The 26,073-nt window shown below is 63.2% G+C and carries 23 protein-coding genes and 2 pseudogenes; 16 read left to right on the top strand and 9 right to left on the bottom strand.

The features are described from left to right. Positions 1 to 25: 25 nt before the first annotated feature. Complete coding sequence (locus ADIAG_RS19815) at positions 26 to 235, top strand: hypothetical protein (protein WP_051059787.1); 210 nt, start codon at positions 26 to 28, stop codon at positions 233 to 235. A gap of 47 nt (positions 236 to 282) precedes the next feature. Here the strand turns inward: ADIAG_RS19815 and ADIAG_RS19820 are convergent, their stop codons facing one another. After that, positions 283 to 513 carry a hypothetical protein gene (locus ADIAG_RS19820; protein WP_007269676.1) on the bottom strand — a complete coding sequence of 77 codons (231 nt, stop codon included), beginning with the start codon at positions 511 to 513 and terminating at the stop codon, positions 283 to 285. Between the two features lie 454 nt (positions 514 to 967). Here ADIAG_RS19820 and ADIAG_RS02270 point away from each other — a divergent pair, with 454 nt between their 5' ends. The 4 genes from ADIAG_RS02270 to ADIAG_RS02285 all read left to right on the top strand — a co-directional run bounded on the left by ADIAG_RS02270 (position 968) and on the right by ADIAG_RS02285 (position 3,937). After that, positions 968 to 1,939, top strand: coding sequence for an asparaginase (locus ADIAG_RS02270; protein WP_043473003.1), 972 nt, complete (start codon positions 968 to 970; stop codon positions 1,937 to 1,939). 29 nt (positions 1,940 to 1,968) lie between these two features. Continuing rightward, on the top strand, positions 1,969 to 2,850 hold the full coding sequence (locus ADIAG_RS02275; protein ID WP_007269679.1) for a polysaccharide deacetylase family protein: 882 nt from the start codon (positions 1,969 to 1,971) through the stop codon (positions 2,848 to 2,850). Positions 2,851 to 2,872: 22 nt separating this feature from the next. Then, entirely contained in the window at positions 2,873 to 3,388 is a 516-nt protein-coding gene (locus tag ADIAG_RS19825) for a hypothetical protein (RefSeq protein ID WP_007269680.1), read from the top strand. 369 nt (positions 3,389 to 3,757) lie between these two features. Then, a complete protein-coding gene (locus ADIAG_RS02285; RefSeq protein WP_007269681.1) occupies positions 3,758 to 3,937 on the top strand; it encodes a hypothetical protein in 180 nt (59 codons plus the stop codon). A 47-nt stretch (positions 3,938 to 3,984) separates the two neighbouring features. On the opposite strand, the gene ADIAG_RS02290 is transcribed toward ADIAG_RS02285, so the two are convergent. The 4 genes from ADIAG_RS02290 to ADIAG_RS02310 form a co-directional block, all read right to left on the bottom strand. After that, positions 3,985 to 4,728 (bottom strand): glycosyltransferase family A protein, encoded by a 744-nt coding sequence (locus tag ADIAG_RS02290; protein WP_007269682.1) that lies wholly within the window; start codon positions 4,726 to 4,728, stop codon positions 3,985 to 3,987. Then, entirely contained in the window at positions 4,725 to 5,288 is a 564-nt protein-coding gene (locus ADIAG_RS02295; protein WP_051059788.1) for a hypothetical protein, read from the bottom strand. The genes ADIAG_RS02290 and ADIAG_RS02295 overlap by 4 nt, the downstream gene beginning before the upstream one ends. Before the next feature lie 669 nt (positions 5,289 to 5,957). Then, a complete protein-coding gene (locus ADIAG_RS02305; RefSeq protein ID WP_007269684.1) occupies positions 5,958 to 7,322 on the bottom strand; it encodes an MFS transporter in 1,365 nt (454 codons plus the stop codon). Between the two features lie 149 nt (positions 7,323 to 7,471). Next, a complete protein-coding gene (locus ADIAG_RS02310; protein ID WP_007269685.1) occupies positions 7,472 to 11,338 on the bottom strand; it encodes a hydantoinase B/oxoprolinase family protein in 3,867 nt (1,288 codons plus the stop codon). Positions 11,339 to 12,159: 821 nt separating this feature from the next. Between ADIAG_RS02310 and ADIAG_RS02315 the strand changes: the two genes are divergently transcribed. Further along, the gene (locus ADIAG_RS02315; protein WP_007269686.1) at positions 12,160 to 12,954 is read left to right on the top strand and encodes an N-carbamoylsarcosine amidohydrolase; all 795 of its coding nucleotides are present in this window, start codon (positions 12,160 to 12,162) and stop codon (positions 12,952 to 12,954) included. A 494-nt stretch (positions 12,955 to 13,448) separates the two neighbouring features. Then, positions 13,449 to 13,822, top strand: a pseudogene (locus tag ADIAG_RS21990) (IS3 family transposase); the annotation flags it as partial. Between the two features lie 381 nt (positions 13,823 to 14,203). Here the strand turns inward: ADIAG_RS21990 and ADIAG_RS02320 are convergent. Beyond that, positions 14,204 to 15,016, bottom strand: a complete 813-nt coding sequence (locus tag ADIAG_RS02320) for an IclR family transcriptional regulator (protein ID WP_007269687.1) — start codon at positions 15,014 to 15,016, stop codon at positions 14,204 to 14,206. A gap of 216 nt (positions 15,017 to 15,232) precedes the next feature. On the opposite strand from ADIAG_RS02320, the gene ADIAG_RS02325 reads away from it, so the two are divergent. From ADIAG_RS02325 to ADIAG_RS21995, 3 genes and pseudogenes are all read left to right on the top strand, one after another. Beyond that, the gene (locus ADIAG_RS02325; protein WP_007269688.1) at positions 15,233 to 15,553 is read left to right on the top strand and encodes a cysteine hydrolase family protein; all 321 of its coding nucleotides are present in this window, start codon (positions 15,233 to 15,235) and stop codon (positions 15,551 to 15,553) included. 196 nt (positions 15,554 to 15,749) lie between these two features. Next, positions 15,750 to 17,144 carry an MFS transporter gene (locus tag ADIAG_RS02330; protein ID WP_007269689.1) on the top strand — a complete coding sequence of 465 codons (1,395 nt, stop codon included), beginning with the start codon at positions 15,750 to 15,752 and terminating at the stop codon, positions 17,142 to 17,144. Positions 17,145 to 17,655: 511 nt separating this feature from the next. Next, positions 17,656 to 17,784 (top strand): annotated as a pseudogene (locus ADIAG_RS21995) (hypothetical protein); the annotation flags it as partial. Between the two features lie 465 nt (positions 17,785 to 18,249). Here ADIAG_RS21995 and ADIAG_RS02340 read toward each other — a convergent pair. Beyond that, positions 18,250 to 19,272, bottom strand: coding sequence for a hypothetical protein (locus ADIAG_RS02340; protein WP_152426007.1), 1,023 nt, complete (start codon positions 19,270 to 19,272; stop codon positions 18,250 to 18,252). Here ADIAG_RS02340 and ADIAG_RS02345 point away from each other — a divergent pair. Continuing rightward, positions 19,259 to 19,684, top strand: a complete 426-nt coding sequence (locus ADIAG_RS02345; RefSeq protein WP_152426008.1) for a hypothetical protein — start codon at positions 19,259 to 19,261, stop codon at positions 19,682 to 19,684. The two genes, ADIAG_RS02340 and ADIAG_RS02345, sit on opposite strands and share 14 nt — an antisense overlap. On the opposite strand, the gene ADIAG_RS02350 is transcribed toward ADIAG_RS02345, so the two are convergent. Beyond that, a complete protein-coding gene (locus ADIAG_RS02350) occupies positions 19,681 to 20,451 on the bottom strand; it encodes an IclR family transcriptional regulator (protein WP_007269692.1) in 771 nt (256 codons plus the stop codon). The genes ADIAG_RS02345 and ADIAG_RS02350 overlap by 4 nt on opposite strands. A gap of 130 nt (positions 20,452 to 20,581) precedes the next feature. Here ADIAG_RS02350 and ADIAG_RS02355 point away from each other — a divergent pair, with 130 nt between their 5' ends. Genes ADIAG_RS02355 through ADIAG_RS02370 form a run of 4 tightly spaced genes read left to right on the top strand, consistent with a single transcriptional unit; the run spans position 20,582 to position 24,012 of the window. Then, positions 20,582 to 21,493 (top strand): ABC transporter substrate-binding protein, encoded by a 912-nt coding sequence (locus ADIAG_RS02355; protein ID WP_007269693.1) that lies wholly within the window; start codon positions 20,582 to 20,584, stop codon positions 21,491 to 21,493. Then, positions 21,490 to 22,374, top strand: a complete 885-nt coding sequence (locus ADIAG_RS02360) for an amino acid ABC transporter permease (protein WP_007269694.1) — start codon at positions 21,490 to 21,492, stop codon at positions 22,372 to 22,374. Before ADIAG_RS02355 ends, ADIAG_RS02360 begins: the two co-directional genes overlap by 4 nt. Positions 22,375 to 22,376: 2 nt before the next feature. Further along, a complete protein-coding gene (locus ADIAG_RS02365) occupies positions 22,377 to 23,144 on the top strand; it encodes an amino acid ABC transporter ATP-binding protein (RefSeq protein WP_007269695.1) in 768 nt (255 codons plus the stop codon). 31 nt (positions 23,145 to 23,175) lie between these two features. Further along, positions 23,176 to 24,012, top strand: a complete 837-nt coding sequence (locus tag ADIAG_RS02370; RefSeq protein WP_007269696.1) for an MBL fold metallo-hydrolase — start codon at positions 23,176 to 23,178, stop codon at positions 24,010 to 24,012. A gap of 93 nt (positions 24,013 to 24,105) precedes the next feature. On the opposite strand, the gene ADIAG_RS02375 is transcribed toward ADIAG_RS02370, so the two are convergent. Next, positions 24,106 to 24,549, bottom strand: a complete 444-nt coding sequence (locus ADIAG_RS02375; RefSeq protein ID WP_007269697.1) for a UPF0158 family protein — start codon at positions 24,547 to 24,549, stop codon at positions 24,106 to 24,108. A 283-nt stretch (positions 24,550 to 24,832) separates the two neighbouring features. On the opposite strand from ADIAG_RS02375, the gene ADIAG_RS02380 reads away from it, so the two are divergent. Continuing rightward, the gene (locus ADIAG_RS02380) at positions 24,833 to 25,930 is read left to right on the top strand and encodes an NAD(P)-dependent alcohol dehydrogenase (RefSeq protein WP_007269698.1); all 1,098 of its coding nucleotides are present in this window, start codon (positions 24,833 to 24,835) and stop codon (positions 25,928 to 25,930) included. Positions 25,931 to 26,073: the final 143 nt, after the last annotated feature.

Below are 26,073 nucleotides of genomic sequence, written 5' to 3' on the forward strand. Positions count from 1 at the left end.
ATACTCCTGTGGTTGCAGATTGACGATGGTCGAGATCGCGGGCGTCGAAAAGATCAGTCCGGCACGGACCAGCGAGAGGGATCCTGCCAGCAATGCTGCTGTAGTCATCCGTATTCCGACCGTCGGCATGATGGAAACGACGGCGGATCCGACGATCGCGCCGACAGTGGGCATCACGTGGGCGAGGTTGCTGCCGATGCCACGGACGTGGGTCGGGAAGGACTCACCCATGTAGAACAGCATGGCTGAAAACGGGCCGGTGCGAAAGCACAGAGTCACGGCTTACATGCTGTTGACGAACCCTGAACTGTTGGGTCCCAACAGCATGATGGTGCTGGAGCTGCCGCCAAGGAAGAATCTGCCCAGCATCGTGTTGCGTCGTTCAAGCTTGTCCCCGACCCAGCTGTGGAACAGGTATCCGGTGAAGGCAACGGCTTTGGCCAGGATCAAGATGAAAACGGCGATGTCGAATGAGAGGCCCTTTGCCTCGACCAGAACGGTGGTTCCGAGCACGGAGAACAGTGGAGGATCCGCTGATCGGTCGCTTCCTCATCGATTCCCTCGTAGACCGTGCGGCTGGGGCCTGCGCAGGTAGCCGGGCGCCGCAACCACCACCCTGATTCGTTCGATCATTTCGCCCGAGGCCCAGCGACATATTTCCTTGTCCGAGAAATTGATGACCCGGGAAACCGTCGAAACATTGACCGCGGCCTCATCGGCAATCATGCGCAACGTTCGCAACGTTACGGGCTCCGAACGCTGGCCCAACCTCTTCCGAAGGTGCCTCCGTTGCAGGCGCGATTGATCGTGCACGCATCCAGCAGCCAGCATTTTTCAATGACCTCCGATGATCCGGTGCCCTTGCGGCAAACGTTGGTGTGGGGCATGCTCGCAGTACCCGTTCCCGCTGCGGTAGCCGTTTGGGGACTTGACACGCAACGGAAGGATCCAGGCAAAGATGCAGAGCATGCCGCATGTTTCGGTCTTGGCAACGGGAGGGACCATTGCTTCAAGCGAAAACGATCGTGGAGCGTCGGTGGCAAGCCGGGGAGCGGGTGATTTGCTCGATGGTGATGCGGTAGGTGGGGCCAGCGTGGCTTCGCGGGATGTCATGCGGCTCGGTTCCTACCTTTTGGGGCACCGCGAACTTCGCTTGATCTGCGAGGCCGTCGCCGGCGAACTGGCGGATGGTGGCGTGGACGGTGTCGTTGTCACGCACGGAACCGACACCATGGAGGAAACGGCATATCTCCTGGATCTGATCCACGCCTCTTCCAAGCCCGTGGTGCTGACCGGTGCCCAACGCCCTGCCGACCATGCCTGCCCGGACGGCCCAGGAAACCTTCAAGAGGCCATTGCGGCCGCGGCAAGTCCCTTGGCCCGCGGCAAGGGGACGATGATCAGTTTCGCCGGAAACATCTATGCAGCCAGGGGCACCCGCAAGGCCCACACAGTCGCCCCATCACCCTTCCAGACCATGGGTGGTGGCCCGATTGGACAGGTCGTAGACGGTCAGGCCCGCTTCCTGTCGGTCCCGATCCGGCCCAAGGCTCTTGCGCTGCCCCCGCCTGCGTTCGACACCACCCGGGTCGACATCATCACCGTCCATCCGGGTTCCGACGACGCCCTTGCCAGGGCCGCCGTTGAAGCCGGAGCCCACGGCATCATCATCGCTGGCAGCGGGGTGGGCAACGGCAACTCGTCCATCCTTGCCTGGACGGAAGAAGCTGTGCAGGCAGGAATCACCGTGGGCTTGTCCACCCGGGTGCCGGAGGGTCCGGTGGTTCCGTTCTACGGGAACGGCGGCGGGGCCGACCTGGTCAGGGCAGGGGCACTGCCGCTCGGTTCGCTGCCGATATTCCAGGCCCGAATGCTCTTGGCGCTTTTGCTCTCGCAGGGCCAGACGCCGAACCCCGAGATGCTCGCAGTTTATGTTTGAATCGATCCGCAACAAGATAAGGAATGAAAATGGCAAAGGAAATCTCCGTGGCATTCGGCATCGACGTTGATGCTGTTGGTGGCTGGCTCGGTTCATACGGGGGAGAAGATTCCCCGGATGACATCTCACGCGGCATGTTTGCCGGTGAAGTCGGCGTCCCGCGACTGAACGCCCTGCTGAAGAAGTACGACCTGCCGGCAACATGGTTCTGGCCCGGACACTCGATCGAGACTTTCCCCGAGCAGTTCGACGAGGTCGTCGCCGCGGGCCATGAGATCGGTGTCCACGGCTACAGCCACGAGAATCCCCTCGCGATGACCCGCGAGCAGGAAACGGACATCCTGGATTACTGCATCAACCTGATCGAGCAGCGCACCGGGAAGCGGCCGACCGGCTACGTGGCGCCGTGGTGGGAATTCTCCAACGTCACCAATGAGCTCTTGCTCGAACGAGGCATCGCCTACGATCACTCGCTCATGCACCGCGACTTCGAACCGTACTACGTGCGTGTCGGGGACAGCTGGACCAAGATCGACTACGACAAGCCCGCCAGCACCTGGATGAAGCCCCTGGTCCGCGGCGTGGAAACCGACCTCGTGGAGATCCCGGCCAACTGGTACCTCGATGACCTGCCGCCGATGTTGTTCATCAAGTCCAGCCCGAACAGCCACGGATTCGTGAACCCCCGCCACCTGGAAGAAATGTGGCGCGACCAGTTCGACTGGGTGTACCGCGAATACGACCAGGCCGTTTTCACCATGACGATCCACCCCGACGTCTCCGGGCGCCCGCAGGTCCTGCTGATGCTTGAGCGACTGATCGAGCACATCAACAGCCACGAAGGCGTGAAGTGGACCGACTTCAACACCATCGCTGAAAATTTCAAGGCGCGGAACCCGCGCCAGAAGTAGCTGGAAGGAAGTCGGCACGCACATGTGTGGAGCCTGCGCACGCGTCGCCCCGGATTGGGCAGGGCCCATGGTCTCCGGCCCCATCCGGCGTGCCTCGATTGCTCGTTTCCTCACCGGGATGTGCCATGGGGTCAAGGTCGGTACGTTCCCTGGCGGGTGGACCGTATCCAACTGCACGGGTGCCACACGCACCGCTGCAACTTTCGATGAACTGCTCGACATGGTTGCGCCGCGCTGCTCCGCGCTGGACTGGAACGTTCTGGACGCGGTGCTGATGCAATGCGGTGGATCCGCCAGGGATGAGGAGTTCAGTGATTACTTGCCAAAAGAAGCCGAAGCTTATGAAGATCCTGAACCGGTCCTCACGAGGTCCGACTTGGCTCCGACCCATCTGCGTCTGGCAGCGTTCGGTCTCGGACTACGTGCACTGAAGCCGCGCAATGTAGCCGTCGCTTTCCCGCACCGCCTCGTACCATTCAGGCTTGTCGCCGTCGACGGAGTCGTCCAAGGGTCAGCACCGTTGCACGGCCTGCCCTAGATGGTTGGCCGGGAACGGTTCGGGCTCCTGCGCGACCGAAGCCGGTGGCAAAGATTCCTGTCGTTTTGGTCCCGGTCTATCCGTGGCGCGGCGCCGGCACTATCTTTGGAGACAGTCAGCGACGGATGAACATTACGGGAGGCCAACGGTTTCGGAAAGCAAGGAAACCGTTACGAGACACATCGACGGATTCACCAGGAACGACCACGCCTAGGTCCTCTCCTGCCTGACCGACGACATGGAATGAAAGGTGCCTGGGCGATTCCACATGGTGGAGAAGGACGCCTACGACAGGGGCAACGACAGCGAAGCCTCAGCGGCGACATCGTTTTGGAGATCGTGCGGATGGTGTAGGAGGACAACGCGGTCATGTCTGGGCGCACGCATCTGGCCAACAACGCCCCGGTCCGCATGGGGAAGAGCGATGCATTCGCGATGCGCCATGCCAAGATCACTGAACGGCGTGTAGTCCTGATCCACCTGACGGAGAACGACGACAAGCAGCTTCGACGCACCACGCCTCCGAGGCACCTGAAACCACTTGTTTGACATGGCTGCCGGGGCAGCTTGCTCCACATCCCCGATGAACGGCTATTTCACCGTGCCGTTGTGCCATGTAGGCCAAGCCTCATGCGCCAGCGTTCCCGCACACCAGCCGCGGCGCCGTTGAGCTTCAGGGTTCGCAGTGCCATACCCACGGAATCGCGAAACCCTCCCTGCCTGGAAAAGATCCGCCCTGCGGCGCCCACCAGCAGTTTCCTATCGAACCGGGTGATGGTTCCGGGTTCCAGCTTGCAAGTGAACTCCAAGTCGTCATGGATGCCCAAGGATCGCAGGTCCAGCTGTTCGCGCACCCCCGGCCATATTTCGCGCCGGAAGGCCATGTTTGAACCCCACAGCGGCACGCGAGCGACGGCCCCGCCGATACCCAGGAAATATGCCGTGGCATAGAAGAACGAGGCGGACGCGCCAATGATGCCTGGCATATCGTAGAAACGTCCGGGACCCGTCAAGGCACCGAGTTCCTCGCTGCGTGTGAAATGTTCGTTGATCCGGTGCACCCAGTCGCTCGGCGGTCGTGTATCGGCGTCGCAACGGATGATGACCTGGCCGGTGGCGGCCTCGTAACCCGCAGCGGCGGCAGCGAGGATTCCGGGCAGGGGCTGATGGATGACTCTTGCGCCGGCGGCCTCGGCCCAGTGCGCGGAATTGTCGGTCGACCCGTTGTCAACGACGATGATTTCGTCCGGCACCCGGGTTTGTCGCGCCAGCAAGTCAAGAAGCACCGCCAAGTGCTCGGCATCGTTGAGCACCGGGACCACCACGCTGAGCGTATTCATGCGCTGCCCGAGCGCCGGGCGGTGCCATGGGACCAGAGCGCCGCGGCCAACGCACCCAGCAAGCCGGCAGCCAGGTCCCCGAGCGTGTCGTCATAGCCGACTCCGACTTCCGGGTTGATGAAGGTGTGACCAATCCATTCGCCGATTTCCCAGAGCACGGCCAACAGGACACCCATGGACGTTACGGCCAGCAGGATTCCCGCTGCCTGGCGCCGGTCCTCGGCAGCGGGAAGCATCTCGTGGTGGACCAGCATGTTGGTGAGCAGCTTGGTCAGGATGACGAGCATCAGCCCGTGGACCACAAGATCCAGCCAATCGATGGCCTTGTAGGTTCCCAACACGCTAAACGCCCCGCCCAGAAGCAGCACAACCGAGCCGGCGAGATCCTCGTTCCGGGTTCGGGAGTAATAGCGGGTCAACCATGTTCCTCCGCAGACCAACAGCATTGTCAGTGCAGAGAGCGGACCTGATATCACCCACGCCGCGGGGATCGCCAACAGGGTAGCCAGCCGCACGGCGTCGCCGAGGTGCGGCACGAAGGTCTGCTCGTAGGCGCCCACAGGTTCCTTGCCGAACGGCGTGGCAGTCCTTGGAGGGCCAGCTGTCCATGGGCCGTCCGCATCGGTCATTTCGGGGGGAATGGCCTTTTGCTGCGATATGCCGCGGGGCCGACTTTCGTCTTTCATTTACAGCGATTGGTGGTGTCCGCGTCTCTCGATGAGACGCAAGCGTATCCCCTCTTCGAGGGACCTGAAATCGTTGGATTGCCCATCTTCATATTCTTCCATGAACGGAAAGGCCCGCCATCCTTTCACGACTCTGCGTTCCGCGCCGCTGGCTGCGAAGGCTTCCACGACCCCTGGCCTGGCTGCGTCCACTGGAATGGTGGATTTTCCTCAACACCGTGCGGCCTTGCGGCGCCGGCCGCGCAGGGCCGCAAGGCCGGGCGTCCAGGTTTGTCAAGAGCGGCCCGGGGAGCATGATGGGGCCCAGACCGACCCCGAAGCGCCCCGTTTGCCCGTCCCGCCGAGTGCAGCTGTTCTCGGACAGCCCATTCAGGATCCGGGAGCCGGTGGTTTTGTGCAGGTTGACCCGGTTCGCGATCTCGGTGCCCCCCAGAACGGGGCGAGGGGCACCCAGATTGTTAAACGCCCGTTCGGCGGCAACTCCCTGGGGGCCAGGGAGTTGCCGCCGAACGGACGGTGTCTGTGGTTCGGAGTTCAGGCGAGTTAGTCGGTGCGCACGGTGCGCGGGTCGACGTTGCGGGCAGCGAAGATCAGCAGCCCGGAGGCCAGGATGGGGATGACACCCCACCACAACGCGGCATTGATCCAGCCGCTGCCTGCGGCCAGGGTGGCGGTGATCAGCAGGCCGCCGATGATCGCACCGACCTGGCCCGAGGCGTTGACCAGCGAGCTGCCCGTGGCCCGAGTATGGACGGGGAAACTCTCGCCGGTGAAGAACATCAGGGCCGAGAAGGGGCCAATGAGGAAGAACAGTCCGGCGCTATAGAGAGCTACGATGAGCGGGAAGTTTCCGTTCGGGGCTTGGAGCATGGTGAAGAAGGAGATGGCGCACAGGATCCAACCGATGCCAATGGCGTTGCGACGTCCGATTCGGTCACCCAGCCAGCCGTGGAAGAGGTAACCGGCGAAGGCCGTGGCATTGGAGATGATCAGGACCAGTAGCGCGCTGTTGAACGCGATGTCCTTGCCGTCGGGCGCCGTCAACAGCGAGGTGCCAAGGATCGAGAAGGCCAGGACACCTAGCCAATTCAGGAGGAAGGCGCCACCGATCGTCACGGTGGAGCGCAGCGATTCCCCGCGGAAGACCGAGACCAGGGGACTGGCCTTCTCAGAGATGTCTATGCCGTACTTCTGTCCGAGCACCTGTGCCTCCTCCAGTCGACCGGCCTTGATCATCTGGTCGATCTGGTGACGATGGGAGAACTGGGGGCTTTCCTTGAGCCAGCGCCCGGCCCAAAGAATGAAGATGGCCGGTAGCGCCGCGACGACGAAGCACAGCTGCCACCCGCCGATGGGGAACAGCAGATATACGGACCCGGCTGCGAGCACGGAACCGACCGGCCAGCCGGACTGGACCAGCGAGTAGACCAGCCCCCGGCGCTTGGCCTTGGCCGGGTCGCTGTTGTGGGCGAACATCTCATTGAGGTAGGCCGCGTTGATGGCCTGTTCGGCGTAGCCGAGGCCGGCCAGCGACCGCACCAGGACCAGAAAGACGAGCCCCAGTCCGGCGGCGAGGCCGACGACCCAGCCGACCATGGCGGTCAGCAGCGAGGCCACGGCGGCGCCGGCCACGGCGATGAGGATGCCCTTGCGTCGACCGATCCGGTCCACGATCGGGCCGATCGCGAAGGCCACGATGGCCGTGCCGGCCGTGACCCAGGTGTTGATCTCGGTAGATTGGGCCCCTGTCCATCCGAGGTGCTCGGCAAGCTGGGGCAGCAGGTTCCCGAAGAGGACGAAGTCGTAGACGGCGAAGGTCCAGGCGAAGAAGCAGATCCAGGTGGCTAGCCGGACGTCCTTGGGCTGGACATCCGATTCGACGAATTGAGTGGGTTGCACAGTAGACATGACGATTCCTTGGGTGCGGTGGGGAAATGACAGAGGCAGGGTGGGAAAGGGACAGGGAAGGGTGGTGGATCGGGAACGAAAGGGGGCGGACTAGGGACCAGGCAATGACGCTGGCCTCTAATCCGCCCCCTACTACTACAGCTTCTGGATCAGTTGGTGGGACTGAGCTCAGATGCCACGTTCTTCCGCATTTCGGCGGTGGCGACCAAATCGACCGTGAGCTGGTCGTTGACCTCCTTGAGGACCACGCCGTAGTCGCGGGTGGCGGCCTCGGCGGTGGTGAAACCATCCAGCACGTCCTCGAGGACCTTCGAGGGGTCGCGCTTGATCGGATCGCCGAACCCGCCGCCGCTGGGCACGGTGATCTGGAGGGAATCGCCGGCCTGCAGCTGCCAGCCGGTGACCTTGGAGGGCCAGTTCTCTTCCCCGTCTCGGCCGGGGTTCTTCACCAGGGACGCGTTCAGGCCGTCATGCCCGCCAAAGGCGCCCCAGGGAACGTCCGAATCGTGGCGTTCGCCCTCGCAAGTAACCGCGGTGTCGGTCAGGAAGGTGTTCTCCCGCACGATGCCGATGCCGCCGCGGAACTCACCGGCGGCTGCCGGATCGTCGCGCAGCTCGTAGCGGTCGGTGCGCATCGGGAAGCGCCACTCGAGTTCCTCGATCGGGTTGTTGCGGGTGTTGGCGATGAGGTTGTCCACCGAGTCGGGCCCGTCCGAGTGCTGGCGCCCGCCGTAGGAGCCTTCGTTGACCTCGAGGTAGACCCAGTACTCGCCCTGTTTCTGGTCCCAGCCGGAGTAGGACATGAAGTGGATGTGCGCCGAGTTCCCGGCGGTGACCCGCTCGGGCATCACCGGGGACAGGGCCCGCAGGGCCAGGTCCACGGCCCGCTGGACCTGGGAGAACCGGCTGAAGGTGGCCGCCGGATAGGTCGGGTTGAAGATGGTGCCTTCCGGGGCAATGACCTTCAGCGGCTTGAGCATCCCCTCGTTCTGCGGGACGAAGACCGGGAAGGCGACCTCGTCCAGGAACATCATGCGGGTGATGAAGGTGAACGCCGAGACCGTGGTGCCTTCGAACGCGCAGTTGTAGGCGGTGGGCACCTGTTCGGAGGAACCGGTGAGGTCGTAGGTGATCTCGTCGCCCTCGACGATGACCTTGACCACGATGGGCAGCTTCTTTCCGTAGTTGCGCCCGTCGTCGTCGAGGTAGCCGACCTCCGTCTCATAGACGCCGTCCGGGACCTTGGCGATCTCCTGGCGCAGCATCCGTTCCGAGTAGTCGATCCAGAACTGGCCGGCGTCGCGGACCGCGTCCAGGCCATAGCGTCCCACCAGCGCCAGGTAGCGGGACCTGGCCAGGTCACAGGCGGCGATCATCGCCTGGAAGTCGCCCTCGTTGGAGGTGGGTGTCCGGGTGTTGTTGAGGATGTGCTGGATCAGGGAAGCCTGGCGGACGCCCTTCTCGTAGACCTTCACCGCACGGAAGATGGTGCCCTCGGACTGGATGTCCTGGATGTCCACCATCAGCCCGGAGAACGCCCCGCCGTTGTCGATCAGCTGCCCGGAGGCGCCGGCGAAACCGACGAGTTGCCCGTCGTGGAAGATCGGTTCGATGATCGCCACGTCCGGGGAGTGGGTGGCGCCCAGGTACGGATCGTTGTGCAGGATGACATCGCCCTCGTGGATGTCATCGCCCAGCACGGAGATGACGCCCTTGACGATCTTGGGCATCGAGCCCATGAACATCGGGGTGGAGTCGGATTCGGCCAGCACGTTGCCGTCCTTGTCGAACAAACCGGCACCCAGGTCCTCGGACTCGCGGATGATCGAGGAGTAGGCCATGCGGAAGAGCACCGAGGCCATCTCCTTGGCCGCGGAGTTCAGGGCGCCGCCGATCACGCGCATCAGGATCGGGGTGGCCAGCTGCTCTGCGCTCTGGGTGGCGGCCGGGCAGGCGATGACCAGGTTGCCGGCCTCGTCGACCGTACCGGTGAAGCCCGGGGGAATGACCGTGGTGGAGTCGTACTGCTCGATGACGACCGGGCCGGCAAAGGTGGTTCCCACGCCCATCTTGTTCCGGTCATAGAAGCCGGTGTCCAGGGTGACCGGCTGGCCGTCCTGCTGGAAGGTCACCGGACGGGTCTCCACCAGTGCCTGTTCCAGGGAGCCGGACTTCGTGGCCTCCGGCGTAGGTAGCTCGTCCATCACGGCGCGGGCCTCCACGCGGATGTTGATGACCTCCACGGTGCCGTCCTTGAAGCGGTGGCCATACTCCTCGAAGTGGGCGTCGTGGAAGGCGGCCTCGGCCTGGTCCAGCCAGGCGGTGTTCACCGGCCCCTCGGGGACATCGAAGCGGATCTCGTAGCCCTGGCCCTCATAGCGGGCATCGGCCAGCCAGTCGATCCTGCGCCGCTCGGCGGGGACTTCTTCGGCGTCCAGCTGGGCATTGGCGTCGCGCTCGAGCTGTTCGAAGGACGCCTGGATGGCCGCCGGATCGGCGTCGGCGAACCTGAACCGGTTGGTGGCAACGAACTCGTACTGTTCGTCGGTGGCCAGCAGCCCGATGCCGGCGATGATGCCCGGGTGGGCCGGGACCAGCACGTGGGGCACTTCGAGCTCGGCGGCGATTTCGCAGGCGAACAGCGCGCCGGCTCCGCCGGCGGCGACCAGGGTGAAGTCGCGCGGGTCGTAGCCGCGACGCACCGAGTTCTGCTCGATGGCCTGGGTCATGCCGAACTTCTGGACCTGCAGTGCACCCAGGGCGGCTTCCTCGACGGACATGCCGAGCTTGTCTGCCAGTTTCTCCATGGCCGTGCGGGCGCCGTCGAGGTCCATGTCCAGGCCCGAGCCGGCCAGCATGCGGTCCGGGCGCATCCGGCCCAGTAGCACCTGGGCGTCGGTCGAGGTCGGCTCCGTGCCGCCGTGGCCGTAGCAGACCGGTCCCGGCACGGCACCGGCCGACTGGGGGCCGACGCGGAAAACTCCGCCGGCATCGACATAGGCGATGGAACCGCCGCCGGCGCCGATGGTGTCGATGTCCACCATGGGGACCATGGCCTGGTGGTCACCGATCTTGGTGTCCAGCAGGTGGCGCATGCGCAGCTCGCCCTGGTAGGCGACTCCGATGTCCGCCGAGGTGCCCCCGATGTCCAGGGTGACGACGTTCTCGAAGCCGGACTGCTTGGCGGCCCACATGCCGCCGATCAGGCCCGCGACCGGACCGGACATCATCAGGGTGACCGGCCGCTTGGCGGCCTCGCGGATGGGCACCATGCCGCCGGAGGACTGCATCAGCAGGATCTCGCGCCGGTAACCCAGGCCTTCGGCCTCTTCCTGCAGACGGTGCAGGTAGCGCGAGACCCGCGGCCCGACATAGGCATTCAGTGCGGTGGTGGAAAAGCGCTCGTACTCCCGGTACAGGGGGACGATCTCGCTGGAGAGGGACAGATAGGCCTCGGGGAACTCCTCGTTGACGATCTGCCCGATGCGTTGTTCGTGGGCGGGGTTCAGGTAGGAGTGCAGCAGGCACACGGCGATGGCCTGGACACCTGCGGCCTTGAGTTCGCGTACCCGGGTGCGGACCTCGTCCTCGTCCAGGGGAACCAGAACTTCGCCGTTTGGGGCGGTGATGCGTTCCTTCACGGTGAGCCGGTGGCGGCGCTTGATCAGCGGCTTGGTCTGCCACGGCAGGTCCTGCTGGAGGGAGAAGTTGTGTGGCTTCTTGTGGCGGGCGATGTGCAGGATGTCGCGGAATCCCTCGGTGGTGATCATCCCGACCTCCGCCCCGGTGTGCGTCAGCGCGGTGTTCGTGGGCACCGTGGTCCCGTGCACCAACTGCTCGATCTCCGACAGAGGCACGCCGGCCTTCTCGCAGAGCAGCTTGATGCCGTTGATCACGGCCTCGGACGGGTCATGGGGGGTGGAGGGAACCTTCTCGACGACGGCGATGCGGCGTTCGTCATCTGAATAGTAAAGGTCGGTGAATGTGCCGCCGACGTCGACTCCGATGCGCTTCATGATGAGTCCTTTCGATAGGGGGATGCCCAGGATTGTGGTGGAAAAGGAATGTCCCGGGGAGGAATAGGGGATGCAGGGAATGGGGCCCGTACCGGGCCGCGGATGGGAAGGATGGTCCACAGTGGTGGGGCCTTCCTCCGACAGGCGTGTGATGGGCCTCACGCGACGTTGCTTAGGTAGCAATCTAATGCCCCTCTGAGCAACAAGCAATGCCTAAGTGGGATCCATTCGATATTTTTTTGCGCGCGGAGTGATCTGTTGCGGATGTTATCCCCGCAGCCCCCTGCTTATCCGGTGATCTAGCCCGGAGGGCCCGTGGGGTGGGCGCCGGGTGCCGTCTCGATGGGCTGCTACTTCCGGTCGGTGGGCGGGGCCCCTTCGGTGTCCCTATGAACCCCGCGTCTTCATTTCGGTCTCGATAGGGGAGCTGCGGGCCGGTGGCCTCGGCAATGTGAGCGCCATCCGCGGTCTCCTTTCGGGCCAACCCGGTGGCAGCGTCACTGGGCGGACCGGCGCCCCGATTGTCGGCGCGGGAGGGCGGCCCCGCTCACCTTCGGCGCGGAGGGGCCCTCGGCATTTACCTGAGGCTCGGTTCCAATCCTGTTGCCGGGCCTGGTGATCGCGCGGGGTGAGGGGCGGGCCTTGCTGGGTTGTAGGAGTGGCGCAGCAGCCGATACCCGCACCCTGCCGAGCGGTGGGCCCGAGAAAGATTCGGGTTTCGTGCACCCCTGGCGCTGGGCCGTGATGTAGGTTATAGTATTTACCAGAGCAACACAGTTGCTTGGTTAGCAACATTCCGATGGATGAGAGTGGAGAGAAAAATGACTGAATCGACAGGGAAGTTCAACGACATCGAAGCCCGCCTTGCAGCAGTGCTGGAAGAAGCGTTCGAAGCCGGGACGAGCATCTACAACGAGCGCGGCTTCAAGCGCCGGATCGGCTACGGCAACCGCCCCGCCGTCATCCACATCGACCTCGCCAACGCCTGGACCCGTCCGGGCCACCCGTTCAGCTGCCCGGGCATGGAGACGATCATCCCGAATGTGCAGCGGATCAACGAAGCAGCGCGCGCCAAGGGTGTCCCGGTCTTCTACACCACCAACGTGTACCGCAACCGCGACGCGACCTCCGGCACGAACGACATGGGCCTGTGGTACTCGAAGATCCCCACGGAAACCCTTCCGGCGGATTCCTACTGGGCGCAGATCGATGACCGCATCGCGCCGGCAGAGGGCGAGGTCGTGCTCGAGAAGAACCGTGCCTCGGCATTCCCGGGGACGAACCTCGAGCTCTTCCTGACCTCCAACCGCATCGACACCCTGATTGTGACCGGTGCAACCGCAGCCGGGTGCGTGCGCCACACCGTCGAGGACGCGATCGCGAAGGGCTTCCGCCCGATCGTCCCCCGCGAGACCATCGGCGACCGTGTCCCGGGCGTCGTGCAGTGGAACCTCTACGACATCGACAACAAGTTCGGTGACGTGGAGTCCACGGATTCGGTGGTGCAGTACCTGAACGAACTCCCGATGTTCAAGGACACCGTCCCGAAGACCCTCTCGGATCCCCAGCCCGAGGTGGAGGCACCGGCAGACCCGGTGTTCGCCGAACAGCACTAATCATCGTCCTACCGGCCGGCGGCCCTGAGCCGTGGCGACAACAGTCCGGCACCCCTTGGTGGGTGCCGGACTGTTGCGCATCCGGGAGGGCATTGAAATCCCGGGCATTCGTGCGATGGGATTGACCGCAACTCGTGGACACTGGTTCTGCATCACGCGGCCCGCGTGAGCACGTCTTTCCGCCCTGCACCATTCTCGGCGCGGGCCCGCGTGGCCTGCACGCACTCCACCGACGGGAGCATCCCAAGCCTGGAATGGCGCCGTCGGCGATTGTAGAAATCCGCGCTCCACCGCGGGACATTGGCCTTCGCCTCGTCGCTGGTTCTCCAGCCCGCCAGTCGAAGAATGAGGCCTTCAGCGTCGACCCGAGCCGCTCCTGCATGTCGTTGCCACGGCCGGTGCGCCCCACCGATCACAGGATGCCCAGGTCCCTGGCGGCCTCCCAAGGCTGCGTCGAGGTGAGCTGCGCCTCGCGATCGAAATTAGGCCGGCATAATTCCGATCGCGGCAGCCAATACACTTCGACCGCTTTCCAGGGGTGGTGCGTGGCTTCCGGGGTGCGGCAACCGAGGGGGAAAACAAGGGTGCTGGTAATACCGTCGCTGGGTCTGCCTTTTCAACGTTGAAGAACGAGATGCGTCACTCTCGGGCGTTCACCCACCTCAGCGCGGCTCATACCGCGGTCATGGAACATATCGAGCTCTGGTATAACCGGCGCAGGACCCGCCGGACCCACAGGAGCAACGACGGGTCAGCCCGCTGGCCACGCGTGAGCGCTACCGTGTTGCCCAGGTTCCGGGCCTCACGGCCCAAATTACTGAAAGGAAATCAAACAAACTGTCTTAAAAGCTTGACCAGCTCATATTGAGTCATGGGGAGAATCCGACGGGTGGCACCACGGGGGCGTCCATAGTGTCAGAGCGATTTAGGGTGAATACGCGGCGCTCTGAAACGGTCGACCCAGCAGGGATGGTGATCGCCAGTTGCATCGAGCCGCAGCTCTTGGGCGAAGAGCTGCGACGTCCTGGGTGGTGGACCCGGTGGCCATGGCCGCGATGCCGTGCAATGTGACGTCTTTCGACGTTGACACCCACGTCGAGCATTCCCGGCCTGCGACGGCATGAATAGTATCCAGGACAAAACGGGCAGGAAAACTTAACTACGCAACGATTCGTTGATACCCGCGGCTTTTGGCCCGGCTTGCGTCGTCGCCGGGCGTCGTGGATCAAACTCAGCCGGCGGCTGGGAATTAGGCTACGTTGTCACCGTTGCCGTGCTGAAGACCGAGACGCGCCGACACCGCACGGGCAGTCTCCTTGGTCGCCTCCGCCAGCTCGTCTCCGATTCCCAGATGCTGTACGCGGGAGCGGGGAGCGCTGACGGTGATGCAACCGGCGATCTTGCCACGGTAGTCCCAGATGGCGGCCGAAACCCCGAATTCCTCGTAGGTCGTTTGGCCGTCGTTGACGGCCAGGCCAGCGTCCCGGATCATGGCCAAGTGGGCTGCTGCGTCCGCATAGCCCCCATCAATACGGTCCTGCTCGGTGACTTCGATGGTCCCGGAATCCACCAGTTGTTCCACGGTCCCCATGTCTAAGGTGGAGAGGAGTATCCGCACCGACGAGGAAGCCCAGCGCGTATAGCGCGTACCGATGTGGGCAGAGTGCTTGACCTGGTGCGGGCTGGCAACCTGCTCAATGACCACGGCCTCGTTGCCGTTCCACAGTGAAATTGCCGAGGTTTCGCTGGTGCGTGCAGTCAGGTCCTCCAGATGTGGAAGCGCGGCACGGCGCACATCCAGTTCCGCGAGCAGCGGTGCGGCCAGTCCCAGCAAGCCGAGCCCCAGTCGGAAACGCCCGCTGCCCTCGTCGCGCTGGACGTAGCCGGCCTCGGCCAATCCGTTGAGCATGCGCGACACCGTGGACTTGTGCAGACCGACCCGGTCGGAAACTTCGGTGACTCCAAGAACCGGGTGGGCGGTGGTGAAGGCCTCCAGCACCGCCAGCCCGTTGAGCAGTGAGGCAGCCGCCCCCTGCGGTTGCGTGCCAACGCGTTCGGTCATCGGTCTGGGTCCTCATCTGTGGTTTTGGGGTTGTCGCGGTCTTGCCGGTTCGCAACGTTCGGCGTACTCAATGTTCCCATAAGCGACCGTGGAAGCCGTTCATGTGCAGTACGTCACAAAAACTTCCCGAAAACTCTTGCTTGTTGCTGAGTCGGGAACTATGTTGATATGAAAGCAACAAATTTGCGAATGTAGATCCTAACCACAGGGAGCAAGATGTCGGAAAACTCCCACGCAGCACTCGAAGCCCAGCTGGAAGCGCTGCCCGAGAAGGTCTTTGCGGCAGGCGCCGAAGAGTGCAACAAGCGCGGATGCAAGCACCGCGTTGGCTACGGAACCCGTCCGGCCATCATCCACATCGACATGGCCAATGCCTGGACCCGTCCGGGCCACAACTTCACCTGCAGGAACTTGGATGTCATCATCCCGGCCTGCCAGAACCTGAACGCCACAGCACACGCCAACGGTGTCTCGTTCGTCTTCACCACCACCACCACCTCGTTGTCGGTGAACAACAAGGTAGCGGTCAACGGCTAGACGAGGTCGCAAAACGTCCCATCAGTGTTCTGGGCAGAAGCTGGTCACGTCAACCGTGCATAATGGTGCGCGGTGGATACGGCCCGCTTTCGCCTACGGGCAAGAGGCTGCCGCCCCCAGTGGTGGGAGCCCCCCAAAAAGCTATCGTCCGCAGAAATGCGGTATTTTCCCCGAATGAAAATGAGGCGAGTCACCCATGAAGCAGCACCGCACCGAACCTTCCCCGGCCCGTTTGGGCCCCGATCCGTCGCCTCCCGAAGACTACGGGGTCAAGCCGGAAACGCTGCGCCGGGCGACCCTTGCCGGCTTCGCGGGCACCGTGGTGGAATGGTTCGATTTCGCTGTCTATGGTTTCATGGCACCGATCATCGCCCAGACGTTCTTCGCCTCGGAGAGCGCCGTCATGTCCCTGTTGCAGACCTTCGCGGTTTTTGCCGTGGCCTTTGCCCTTCGCCCGGTGGGTGGAGCCTTGTTCGGCATGCTGGGGGACCGGCTGGGTCGCAAGCAGGTGCTGATCACCACGGTCCTGCTTATGTCAGGATCCACTGCCGTCATCGGGCTGTTGCCCGGCTACCAGCAGATCGGCGTGTGGGCGGCGGTCCTGCTCACGCTGGCGCGCTGCGCCCAGGGCCTGTCGGCCGGCGGCGAGTATGCCGGGGCGGTCACCTATGTCATCGAGCATGCCCCGGCGCATCAACGGGCCCGGTGGGGATCGGCGATGCCCACCGCCACATTCTTTGCTTTCGCGGTGGCTGCCCTGCTGAGCTTCCTGCTCTCCGCCGGGTTGGGGCAAAGCGTCATGGAAGAGTGGGGCTGGCGCATACCATTCCTGGTGGCCGCGCCCCTGGGGTTGGTGGCCTTCTGGATCCGTCGGCATTTGGATGAGTCCCCGCTCTTCCAGGAGATCAAGGATTCGACCGCGGCCCCGGAGCATGCACCCCTGCGCACCACCCTGGCCGAACAAGGCAAACCCATGCTCATCTTGGGCGGGTACATCTCCCTGACCGCGCTGTCCTTCTACATCTTCTCCACCTACATGACCACATTCCTTCGCAATGTCGTGGGGATGGACGCCACCTCCGTGTTGCTGTCGAACGTGATCGCTTTGTCGTGTGCCGCAGTGCTGGCGCCCTTCGTTGGGATCCTGTGCGACCGGATCGGACGGCGGCGGACCATGTTTGCCTCGGTGTTCCTGCTGATCCTCACCGCCTATCCCGGCTACTTGCTCGCTTCCTCGGGGACCTTCAGTGGAGCGCTGGGCGGCCAAATGATGATCATGCTGGGTACCGTGAGCGCGAATGTGGTCACCGCGGTGCTGCTTACCGAGGTCTTCCCAACCCGGGTGCGTTACACCGCGGCCGCAATCACCTACAACGTCAGCTACGCGCTGTTCGGCGGCACGGCCCCGTTCATTGCCACCTTGCTGATTGACCTGACCGGCTCGCCCATGGCCCCGGCGGTTTACCTGACGGCCATCGCAGTGGGCGCGTTTGTCGCGGCCATGCTCCTGCCCGAAACTTCCGGACGTCGCCTGGGTGCTGGCGTGGACGAAGGCTCCATCACCACGGCTGCGGAACCTGGCCCGCGCTAGTTTCCGCCGCCCGGTGCGCAGGCGCGGCAGCCGACCCCGAACGCGGGGTCGGCTGCCGCGCCATTCCCGGATTCCTGGACGTGGATGTTCGTCCCGAATCAGTGATCCACAACTTGCATGTCCTTGCAATGAGGCGTTTTTGGTACTAGGGGGCCGTGCAATCGGGGGTGACCTGCGGTGTTGCGGCAGCTCGAAACCAGCCCGTGAGATCGGTCAAGAAATTTGCCAGACCCATTGCATCCTGGCTCTCAGAGCAGCTGGGTTGGTCACAGAGCAAAACAGTCTGGTGTTGGGCTTCCCGCAAGTGGATGGGCCAGCCCCGGAATAGTTCCGGCAGGGCTTTCATTGTCGCAGCACTCGCGACACACCACCCCGTCAAACCCGCCACCCCGCACCCCACGGCATTGCCGTATGGGGGGGAACTGCGAAGTGCCACGGAAGAAAATACACACTGAAGCTCATCGGAGTCATCGAAAAGACTCTATCCACCCCGCACGACCTCTCCGAGGCCGTGATCGGCAGGCTGAGGCGGCTGGGCCTCAAGGCCGGGATCCCGCTTTCCGAGGTCGACCATCTGGTGCACGGTACCTCGGTGCCCACCTACACGGCGCTGACGCACCGCGGGGTGGAGGTCGGAATGATCATCACCGAGGGCTTTCGCGGCATCCTGTACATCGCGAGACACAAAAACCCTCAACGTCTCACTGCAACAGGACTTGCCTTGGCAAACCCGACCGCTGGTCAAGCACCGGCACCGAGCCGACCACCACCGACGCGTCGTTGAGCCAGGGCCGGATGCGCCCGGAACGGGTGTTGGCCACGACTCGGGCCTTGATCTGGACGTGGATCAGGCAGGCTAAGCCTTGGCCAGGGTTGCCGCCCGCGTCGGCGTGAGCGCGGAGGAAACGGCACTCGGGGCCTTGCAGATCCAGACGTACGGCATGGCCCAGGCCATCGAGTAGAACTCGGTGCGCCGCGGTGACGATCGGCTGGGCTTCACCTTGATCGCTGGCTGCGGGCGGTGCACTGTTCGCCTTCGAAACCGCCGCCCACCCGGCATCATCGCAGTCACCGGGCTGCTGGCCTCCGATGAGCAGTACGAGTGTTAATTGGCTCTCGTGTAAATCTCGGCAGCCAGCAATTCACGGGTGCGGCGTTGGGCCTCGGCGTCGCGTATGCCCAGCTTGTCCACCAGGTTCTGCAACTTGTCGATCTGCTGCAGGTAATCGGTTCCGAGCCGTTGGGACAGCGGACGGGCGGCGAGGTCGTCCGCCATCCGCCAGGCCACGGCCAGGGCCCGTTCAAAGATCCGTTGGTCGGCTTCCGCGCTGGTGGCCGCCGGGCCTGCGCCCAGCACGGCCACGATATTGAGCCGCGAATCGTCCAGGCCGAGCGCGAGGCCGTCGAGCTGGCCGCGCAGTCGGCGCAGTGTCTTGGCATTGCGCCCAAAACGGCCCAGCCGCATCGAAACGGTGCCGCCGTAAGCGATGACCTGGGTGAGGGTGACCAGCGCGAGGGCAAAGGTCAGCGTCAGCAGCCAATAAAGCAGTGATTCGTTGAGGGGTTGCTTGGTGAACCCGTTGCCTTGCAAGCCGCGCGCGAGTTCCTCGATGCTGTTGGCGACCTTGAGTTCGGGGTAGGTCGAGACGTAGTAGCTGCCGTACTTCCACGAGGTGTCGACCAGCCTGCTGTTGCCGCCCAGGCCCATCGCGCCGGTGATCTGGACCGGTATCGTCACGGTTCCATCGGGGAAGGTCCACACGGGGATGATGCTCTGGTCGGGGAAAAGCTCGCCGGTGGCTGGATCGACCAAGTCCGGGAATTCGCCCTTGATCTTCCACAGGGCATCGATCAGCACCGTCGGATCGATTTTCTGCCTGGTGGCTTCGTCGTCCGTGTCCGGCTCGGCGCGTACCAACAGGTGTTCCTCCGCATCGCGCACCGCGAGGGTGACATCCACCTGCTCGGTGAACTTGTCCTCCAGGTATCTGCGGATTCCTGCTTCGGTGATCGCCGTGGTGTTTCCGTCGATGGCCAGGGAGCGCAGGGGGTGGGTCCCCGTCAGCGTCCACGCAGGGCGCATCGTTAGCTTGTCGGTGGCCACGCCACCGGCGATGAGCGAGGCCAATGTGATCGCTCCGCCGATGCCGATCCACACTCCTCGATGGCGGATGCGTGGCAGTGGCAATTTCCGGCGGCGGCGCGGGGCTGCGGGCTCCCGGTATCCCAGGGCTTGGGGCAAGGGGCCGAACAGCGCCCTGGCTGCGGCGTTGGCGCCGTTCTTCGGGATCGGGATTGCATTCTTCGTCGTCGAATCCGTTGACGACGATCTCTCCGGACACGATGTTCAGGTAGTAACCCAGGCCCATGGAATCGCCTTGCTGCATGGCATCGGCGATCTGTTCGAGATCAAAGTCTTCGAGATTCAACATGCTGTGTCCTTGTTGCGCGAGGGCGTGGAGTGTTTTATCCAGCCTTGTCCGTCGGCACGTTTCGCGCAAGGGCTGTACCGGAGAATAGGCGGAGCGGTGCATTTCTAGCGGCGAGAAACCTCGATGCTGCCGGACATGGAACGAACGGCTTCGCGCAGAGGGCCCTCGACCCGGGCGAGGTATTCCTTCCGCGGCTCGCGAGCCGTCGGGGTCGGTGCGCTGAACGCGGCCAGTTGGCCCCGGGGGAACTGGAACGCCATGGACATGGTTCGGATGCCTGCGGTGTGTTCTTCCTCCACGAACGCGTACCCCCGGGTTCGGGCCAGCTCGATCTGCTTCAGGATCTGTTCGGGCTCCGTCAGCGTGTGTTTCGTGTGCGGTTCCCGTTGTGTTTCTCCCAGCAACCGGGTGGCGCCGTCGCCGGGCATCAAGGAGAGCATCGCCCGCCCCATGGCCGTGCAATAGGCCGGCAGAAGCCTGCCGCGCTCAACCCGGATTGCCAGTTCGTGCGTGGCTTGGACATCTAGGACGTTGAGGACTTCGTCGCCCTGAAGCAGCGTGAGCGTGGTGGTCTCGTTGATGCGGCCGGTGAGTTCCTCCAGCACCGATTGCGCACGAAGGGTCGGATCGTTGGCGGCAAGATAGGGGTCCGAGAGTTCGAGTAACTTGGCCTGCGCCGAAAAACGGCCATCGCGGTGGGTGAAGTACCCCAGTTCTGTCAGCGTGCCCAGGTAGCGTCGTGCCGCGGCGGGTGGCATGCCGACCCGCTCGGCGACCTCGGAGAGGGTGAGGGGAGACCCATCAAAGCCGGAAATCACCGCCAACCCGCGTTCGAACGCCTGGACGTACTCGTTGCGTGGGGACCCTGCATCCATGGTGTGGCCCTTCAGGTGGCTTAATAGTCGCGACGGTTGCGGAGAACCCTTGACGGGAGATGTCGATCACATCAATACTGTTTCGTATAGCGAATATTATTTTCGCACAACGAAACCGAAAGGTGAAGAGATGCGCCGCAAATTGTTCACTGTCACTGCATCTGTCTCGCTATGTCTGACGGCGACTCTGGCCCTGAGCGGCTGCGTCATCCTGCGCCCCGGGGTCTCGGCCAACGAGCAAGGCGCGGTGCAGGGCGAGGCCCATACCCGGATCGTCGAGCTTCCGGCCTCGGTGAAGGACAAAGGTGTGATGGTGATCGGGTCCCAGCTTGCTTCACCTCCGTTGATCTTCCAGCAGGACGGTGGAAAACAGATCGAGGGCATCAACAAGGACATCGCAGACGAGGTCGGAAAGCGGCTCGGCGTCAAGGTCGAATGGAAGCAATTCCCATTTGCCGGCCTGATCCCCGCCGTCCAATCGGGACAGATGGATGGCGGCATGGACCTGATCGGCGACACTGAGCAACGGCGGGCGGCCGTCGACTTCGCCAACTACATGAACCAGGCAACCTCTCCGCTGGTGCGCCGCGGCAACCCGCATCACATCGAATCCGCCGCGGATTTGTGTGGCCTACCAGTGGCCATCGTCCGCGGCGGCGTCCAGCTAGAGTTGGCCGAGCAAACGAGCAAGGACTGCGTGGAGCAAGGCAAGAAGCCCGTGGAGATCAACCAATATGGCGCTCCCGGCGATGCCAGGCTTTCGGTCCAGGCTGGACGCGAGGCTGCCTTCTTGGGCAACACTCCGGTGATGCGCTACATCTCCGAGCAGAAGGCCACCAGCTCGATCTTTGAAATGGGCGGGGAAGCAACCTACCAACTCCAGCCCATCGGCATCATCACCGCCAAGGGCAACCGCGAGGTCCACGAATCAATCCAGTCGGCTCTGGACCTGATGCAAGCCGATGGCACCATCGCCGGAATCCTCAAGGAATGGAACACCGAGGATCTCGCCCTGGACACCGAATCTAAGGAAGCCAAATGAGCAACGCACTGCTTTCCGATCGACAAGCCGCCTTGGCCAAAGTCAATGACATGGTGGCGACCAAGCGCCATCCCTGGCGCATCGTATTCGGCGTCTTGGCCGCAGTCGTAGTGGTCTGGGGTGCACTGAACCTTTGGCTCAATCCGGCGCTGGACCATGCAACGATCTTCAAGTACCTCACCGCCGAGTCGATTCTCACCGGGGTAAAGAACACCATCGTGCTGGCGGTGATCTCCATGGTGATTGGCACCGTGGGCGGCTACTTGGTCGCCGTCATGCGACTGTCCCACAACCCGGTGTTGCGGGCCATCGGTTTTGGCTACGTCGCCTTGATCCGCAGTATCCCGTTGTTGGTGCTCATCCTGTTCATGGGCAACCTGGCCCTGTTCTGGTCCAGGGTGGACATCGTCAACCCGTTCAACCAAGACGAGGTATGGATCGGTTGGGGCATGAACGATCTGGTCACTCCATTTATCGCCTCGATCTTGGCACTGGCCATCAACGAGGCCGCTTACATGGGTGAGGTGATTCGTTCGGGTCTGCGCTCGGTTGACCAAGGCCAGCGCGAGGCGGCCACTGCCCTGGGCCTGGGCTCGGGGCACACGATGTCCAAGGTCATCCTGCCCCAAGCTATGCGAGTGATCCTGCCCCCGGCCGGCAGCCAGTTCGTGACAATGATCAAAATGACCTCGCTGGTCTCGGTGATCGCCGGTGGCGATTTGCTGACCGAGGCCCAGAACATTGCGGCCACCAACCTGCGAACACTTGAACTGCTAGTGATCGCTTCCGCCTGGTACTTGCTGGTGACCGGGATCGCGACCATAGGCCAGTCCATCCTCGAACACCGCCTTGAGCGCGGCCAGAGAAGGGTTTCGATCTGATCATGGCACCGACCACACTGCTGGACATCTCCGAGGTCCACAAGTTCTACGCCAACCACCATGTACTCCAGGGGGTGAGCCTCCAGGTGCCCGAGGGCACCGTGGCCTGCCTGCTGGGCCCCTCCGGCTCCGGAAAGTCCACGTTGCTGCGTTGCATCAACCACCTGGAGTCCATCGACGCCGGGCGCATCACCATGGACGGCACCACCCTGGCCTACGAGGAACGAAACGGGCAGATGCATCAGCGTCCGCGCGCCAAGGTGGACAAGCAACGCCAAGACATCGGTATGGTATTCCAACACTTCAACCTGTTCCCGCACTACACCGTGTTGCAGAACATCACCTTGGCCCCGAGCCTGCTCAAGAAAGCGTCAAAAGCCAAAGCCACCGCGCGGGCCCTGGAACTTCTCGAGAAGGTCGGGCTGGCCGACAAACGCAACGCCTACCCTTCATCGCTCTCCGGCGGACAGCAGCAACGCGTAGCGATCGCCCGGGCGCTGGCCATGGAACCCAAGGTCATGCTCTTTGACGAGCCGACTTCCGCCTTGGACCCCGAGCTGGTCGGCGAGGTGCTCAAGGTGATGAAGGACCTCGCTGCCGGCGGCATGACAATGATCGTGGTGACCCACGAAATGTCTTTTGCCCGCGAGGTTGCGGACTCCGTGGTCGTCATGGACGGCGGGGTCATCATCGAATCCGGGACACCTGCGGCGATCTTCGACAACCCGCAGCAGGAGCGCACCAGGGACTTCCTGCGCCACGTACGCTGATCCCCGCGACCAAGAAGAAGGAAAACATCACATGAAAAGCTCACTCGTTTTGCTGGGAACTGGCGGCGGACCGACACCAAAATCCGAGCGCAATGCCTCCTGCAACGCCATTGTGGTGGGGGATGCCACCTACATCATTGACGCAGGAAACGGGATCGCGCGGCAAATGGCCTTCGCCGAACTCCCTTTTGATTCGATCCGCGCCATGGGAATCACCCACCACCATTCGGACCACAATGCCGATGCCGGGACGCTGATGCACCTTGCCTGGTGCGCAAACCTGCAGGGGCCGGTGGAAACATTCGGGCCAGCGCCCTGGTCCGGAATCTGGGAGTCCTTCCTGGCCTACTCCGCCACGGATGTGGAGATTCGCAAGGTCGATGAAGGCCGCCCCGATTTCGCAGCAATGGTCACCGCCAAGGACATCGTGGAACCCGGTGTGGTCCATGAGGACGACCGCGTGCGGATCACCGCGGCGTGGGTCAACCACCCGCCGATTCCGGCACTGGCATACCGAGTGGACACCGAGGACCGCTCCTACGTGATCTCGGGCGACACCACCCCGTGCGAGAGCCTTATCGAGCTGGCCCGGGGGGCGGATGTGTTGGTGCATGAGGTCATGCATATCCCCAGCATCGACCCGTTGCTCAAACGCTCCAACGGGGCCAGACTGCGCGAACATCTGATCAACTCTCACACCTCGTCCACCGCCGTCGGAAGCATTGCCGAACAAGCCGGCGTTGGCCAGTTGGTGCTGTCGCACTTCGTGCCGGGCAGCCCTGCTGTCCCCGAGGAAATCTGGCTTGCCGATGCGCGGGAGGGTTTCGGCGGGAAGATCGTTGCCGGACGGGACCTCATGGTCATCTAGTCCGGGCCGGGCCGGGCCGGGCCGTGCGCGGCTGCGGTTCCGGGGTGGAAACCGGGGCAGAGCCACGTCCAAATATTCCGGCACCTTGGTTCCCTACGAAGTCTCGGCATTCATGCCGGGCCCGGGGTCCTCGATGGCCTTGATGCCGACCAGCCACTCGACAACGACCTTGTTCATGGCCTGGTCCTTGAACTTGTACCAGGTCTCGAGTTCCTTCGGGAAGTATTCCAGTGCGTCCTTGAAATGCCGGAACGGCTTGCTGCGGACTAGCGCCTGTTCGAGTTTCAACCGCGCCTCGCCGTCGGGAAGGCCGACGGTGAAATCTTCCATGTGCCGGTAGGACTCGTAGGATTCAAGGCGGTCGACGTAGGCGTAGTTGCCCTCGTCGATATCCTCCAGGGTGATGTCCTCGTCGAGCCCCGGCACGATGACTTCCCCGGTATAGAGGTCGAGGTAATACTCGTTGCCCATGGAACGGTCATCGTGCATGGCCCAGGCAATTTCTTCCAGATCAAGGTCTTCGAGTTTTAGCATCATGCTTCGTTGCCGCGCGTCGGTGTCTTGACCTCCCCAGCCTTGCGCCACCTCGATGATCGCGCAAGGCCCCCCCCCCGTGCGCCGGGCGGGCTGAGCCGGCAACCAGATTTTCTTGCAGATTCCATGCTTGACTTCGCTTCGTCTCGAAGGGATAGCATGAAGGTAGTGGGCCATGTCGCTTGCGCGCCATCGATGGTTTCACCGAAATCGTGCGGCAGACGACGCGCGTGCCCCCAGCGGGCATGCGTTTCCTTGTGACGCACAAGATCTGTTGGGAGAACTCATGAAGACCAGAGCAGCTGTGGCAATTGCCCCCGAAACCGACCTTGAGATCCGTGAAGTCGATCTCGACGAACCTCGTGCGGACGAGCTTCGCGTGAAGATCGTGGCCTCCGGGGTGTGCCACACCGACGCCATCATCCGCGACCAGTGGTACCCGGTGCCGCTACCGGTGGTTCTGGGCCACGAAGGTGCCGGGATCGTCGAGGCGGTTGGCTCGGCCGTGCAGGGGTTCTCCGTTGGCGACAAAGTTGTCATGGGTCCGGCATTCTGCGGCGCCTGCGAGCAGTGCCTCGCCGGGCACCCGATGTATTGCGTGAACTTCTACGACCGGAACTTTGGCGTCCAGCGTCCGGACGGCTCGAAGGCCTTTTCTGACTCGCAGGGTGCGATCGGATCGCACTTCTTTGGACAGTCTTCCTTTGCCGAATACACCAACGTTGTGGCCCACGGTGCGGTCAAGGTCCCCGACAACGCTCCGTTGGAGATCCTCGGTCCGCTCGGCTGCGGCATCATGACCGGTTCCGGGGCCGTGCTCAACGTCCTGAAGCCCACGCCCGGATCCTCCATCGCGGTGTTCGGCACCGGGTCCGTGGGCATGTCGGGCATGCTTGCGGCCAAGGCCGCCGGCGCCACGACCATCATCATGGTGGACATCGTTCCCGAGCGTCTGGAATTCGCCAAGGAACTGGGTGCCACCCACATCGTGAACTCCAAGGAAGTTGACCCGGTCGAGGCGATCAAAGAGATCACCGGGGGCGGGGTCGACTACGCGTTGGACACCACTGGTGTCCCTGCAGTGTTCGCGCAGATGACCAAGTCACTGACCATCAGGGGCCACGGCGCACTGGTAGGTGCCGCGAAATTGGGCACGGAGGCACCGTTCGACATTGGCACGCTGCTGTTGACGGGTATCAAGATTTCCATGGTCATCGAGGGCGACGCGGTGCCCAAGGAATTCATCCCGAGACTAATCAGCCTCCACGCCCGAGGCATGTTCCCCTTCGACAAGCTGATCAAGAAGTACAAGTTTGAGGACATCAATCAGGCCTTCGTCGATTCGGCGGACGGATCGACCCTCAAGCCGGTTATCGTGTTCTAGCGCATACAGATCCGGTTTGACGGGTGAGCGAATGCGTGCCCGCTGGGGTCCGTCCATCCGCCCACCCTCCCCGGGAATGGACCGGTGCCGGACTCAACCACCCCATGTGAAACGCAGTCACCTGCCCTCCGCGACTGAGATCG

Origin of the sequence: Paeniglutamicibacter gangotriensis Lz1y, assembly GCF_000348945.1 — a bacterium.
Classification (GTDB): domain Bacteria; phylum Actinomycetota; class Actinomycetes; order Actinomycetales; family Micrococcaceae; genus Paeniglutamicibacter; species Paeniglutamicibacter gangotriensis.

Bases quoted from the DNA above. Each gene is read 5' to 3' on its own strand.
- ADIAG_RS19815 (WP_051059787.1), top strand. From the start codon at position 26: ATGGTCGAGATCGCGGGCGTCGAAAAGATCAGTCCGGCACGGACCAGC.
- ADIAG_RS02270 (WP_043473003.1), top strand. From the start codon at position 968: ATGCCGCATGTTTCGGTCTTGGCAACGGGAGGGACCATTGCTTCAAGC.
- ADIAG_RS02275 (WP_007269679.1), top strand. From the start codon at position 1,969: ATGGCAAAGGAAATCTCCGTGGCATTCGGCATCGACGTTGATGCTGTT.
- ADIAG_RS19825 (WP_007269680.1), top strand. From the start codon at position 2,873: ATGTGTGGAGCCTGCGCACGCGTCGCCCCGGATTGGGCAGGGCCCATG.
- ADIAG_RS02285 (WP_007269681.1), top strand. From the start codon at position 3,758: ATGTCTGGGCGCACGCATCTGGCCAACAACGCCCCGGTCCGCATGGGG.
- ADIAG_RS02290 (WP_007269682.1), bottom strand. From the start codon at position 4,728: ATGAATACGCTCAGCGTGGTGGTCCCGGTGCTCAACGATGCCGAGCAC.
- ADIAG_RS02305 (WP_007269684.1), bottom strand. From the start codon at position 7,322: ATGTCTACTGTGCAACCCACTCAATTCGTCGAATCGGATGTCCAGCCC.
- ADIAG_RS02310 (WP_007269685.1), bottom strand. From the start codon at position 11,338: ATGAAGCGCATCGGAGTCGACGTCGGCGGCACATTCACCGACCTTTAC.
- ADIAG_RS02315 (WP_007269686.1), top strand. From the start codon at position 12,160: ATGACTGAATCGACAGGGAAGTTCAACGACATCGAAGCCCGCCTTGCA.
- ADIAG_RS02320 (WP_007269687.1), bottom strand. From the start codon at position 15,016: ATGACCGAACGCGTTGGCACGCAACCGCAGGGGGCGGCTGCCTCACTG.
- ADIAG_RS02325 (WP_007269688.1), top strand. From the start codon at position 15,233: ATGTCGGAAAACTCCCACGCAGCACTCGAAGCCCAGCTGGAAGCGCTG.
- ADIAG_RS02330 (WP_007269689.1), top strand. From the start codon at position 15,750: ATGAAGCAGCACCGCACCGAACCTTCCCCGGCCCGTTTGGGCCCCGAT.
- ADIAG_RS02345 (WP_152426008.1), top strand. From the start codon at position 19,259: ATGAGCGAGGCCAATGTGATCGCTCCGCCGATGCCGATCCACACTCCT.
- ADIAG_RS02350 (WP_007269692.1), bottom strand. From the start codon at position 20,451: ATGGATGCAGGGTCCCCACGCAACGAGTACGTCCAGGCGTTCGAACGC.
- ADIAG_RS02355 (WP_007269693.1), top strand. From the start codon at position 20,582: ATGCGCCGCAAATTGTTCACTGTCACTGCATCTGTCTCGCTATGTCTG.
- ADIAG_RS02360 (WP_007269694.1), top strand. From the start codon at position 21,490: ATGAGCAACGCACTGCTTTCCGATCGACAAGCCGCCTTGGCCAAAGTC.
- ADIAG_RS02365 (WP_007269695.1), top strand. From the start codon at position 22,377: ATGGCACCGACCACACTGCTGGACATCTCCGAGGTCCACAAGTTCTAC.
- ADIAG_RS02370 (WP_007269696.1), top strand. From the start codon at position 23,176: ATGAAAAGCTCACTCGTTTTGCTGGGAACTGGCGGCGGACCGACACCA.
- ADIAG_RS02375 (WP_007269697.1), bottom strand. From the start codon at position 24,549: ATGATGCTAAAACTCGAAGACCTTGATCTGGAAGAAATTGCCTGGGCC.
- ADIAG_RS02380 (WP_007269698.1), top strand. From the start codon at position 24,833: ATGAAGACCAGAGCAGCTGTGGCAATTGCCCCCGAAACCGACCTTGAG.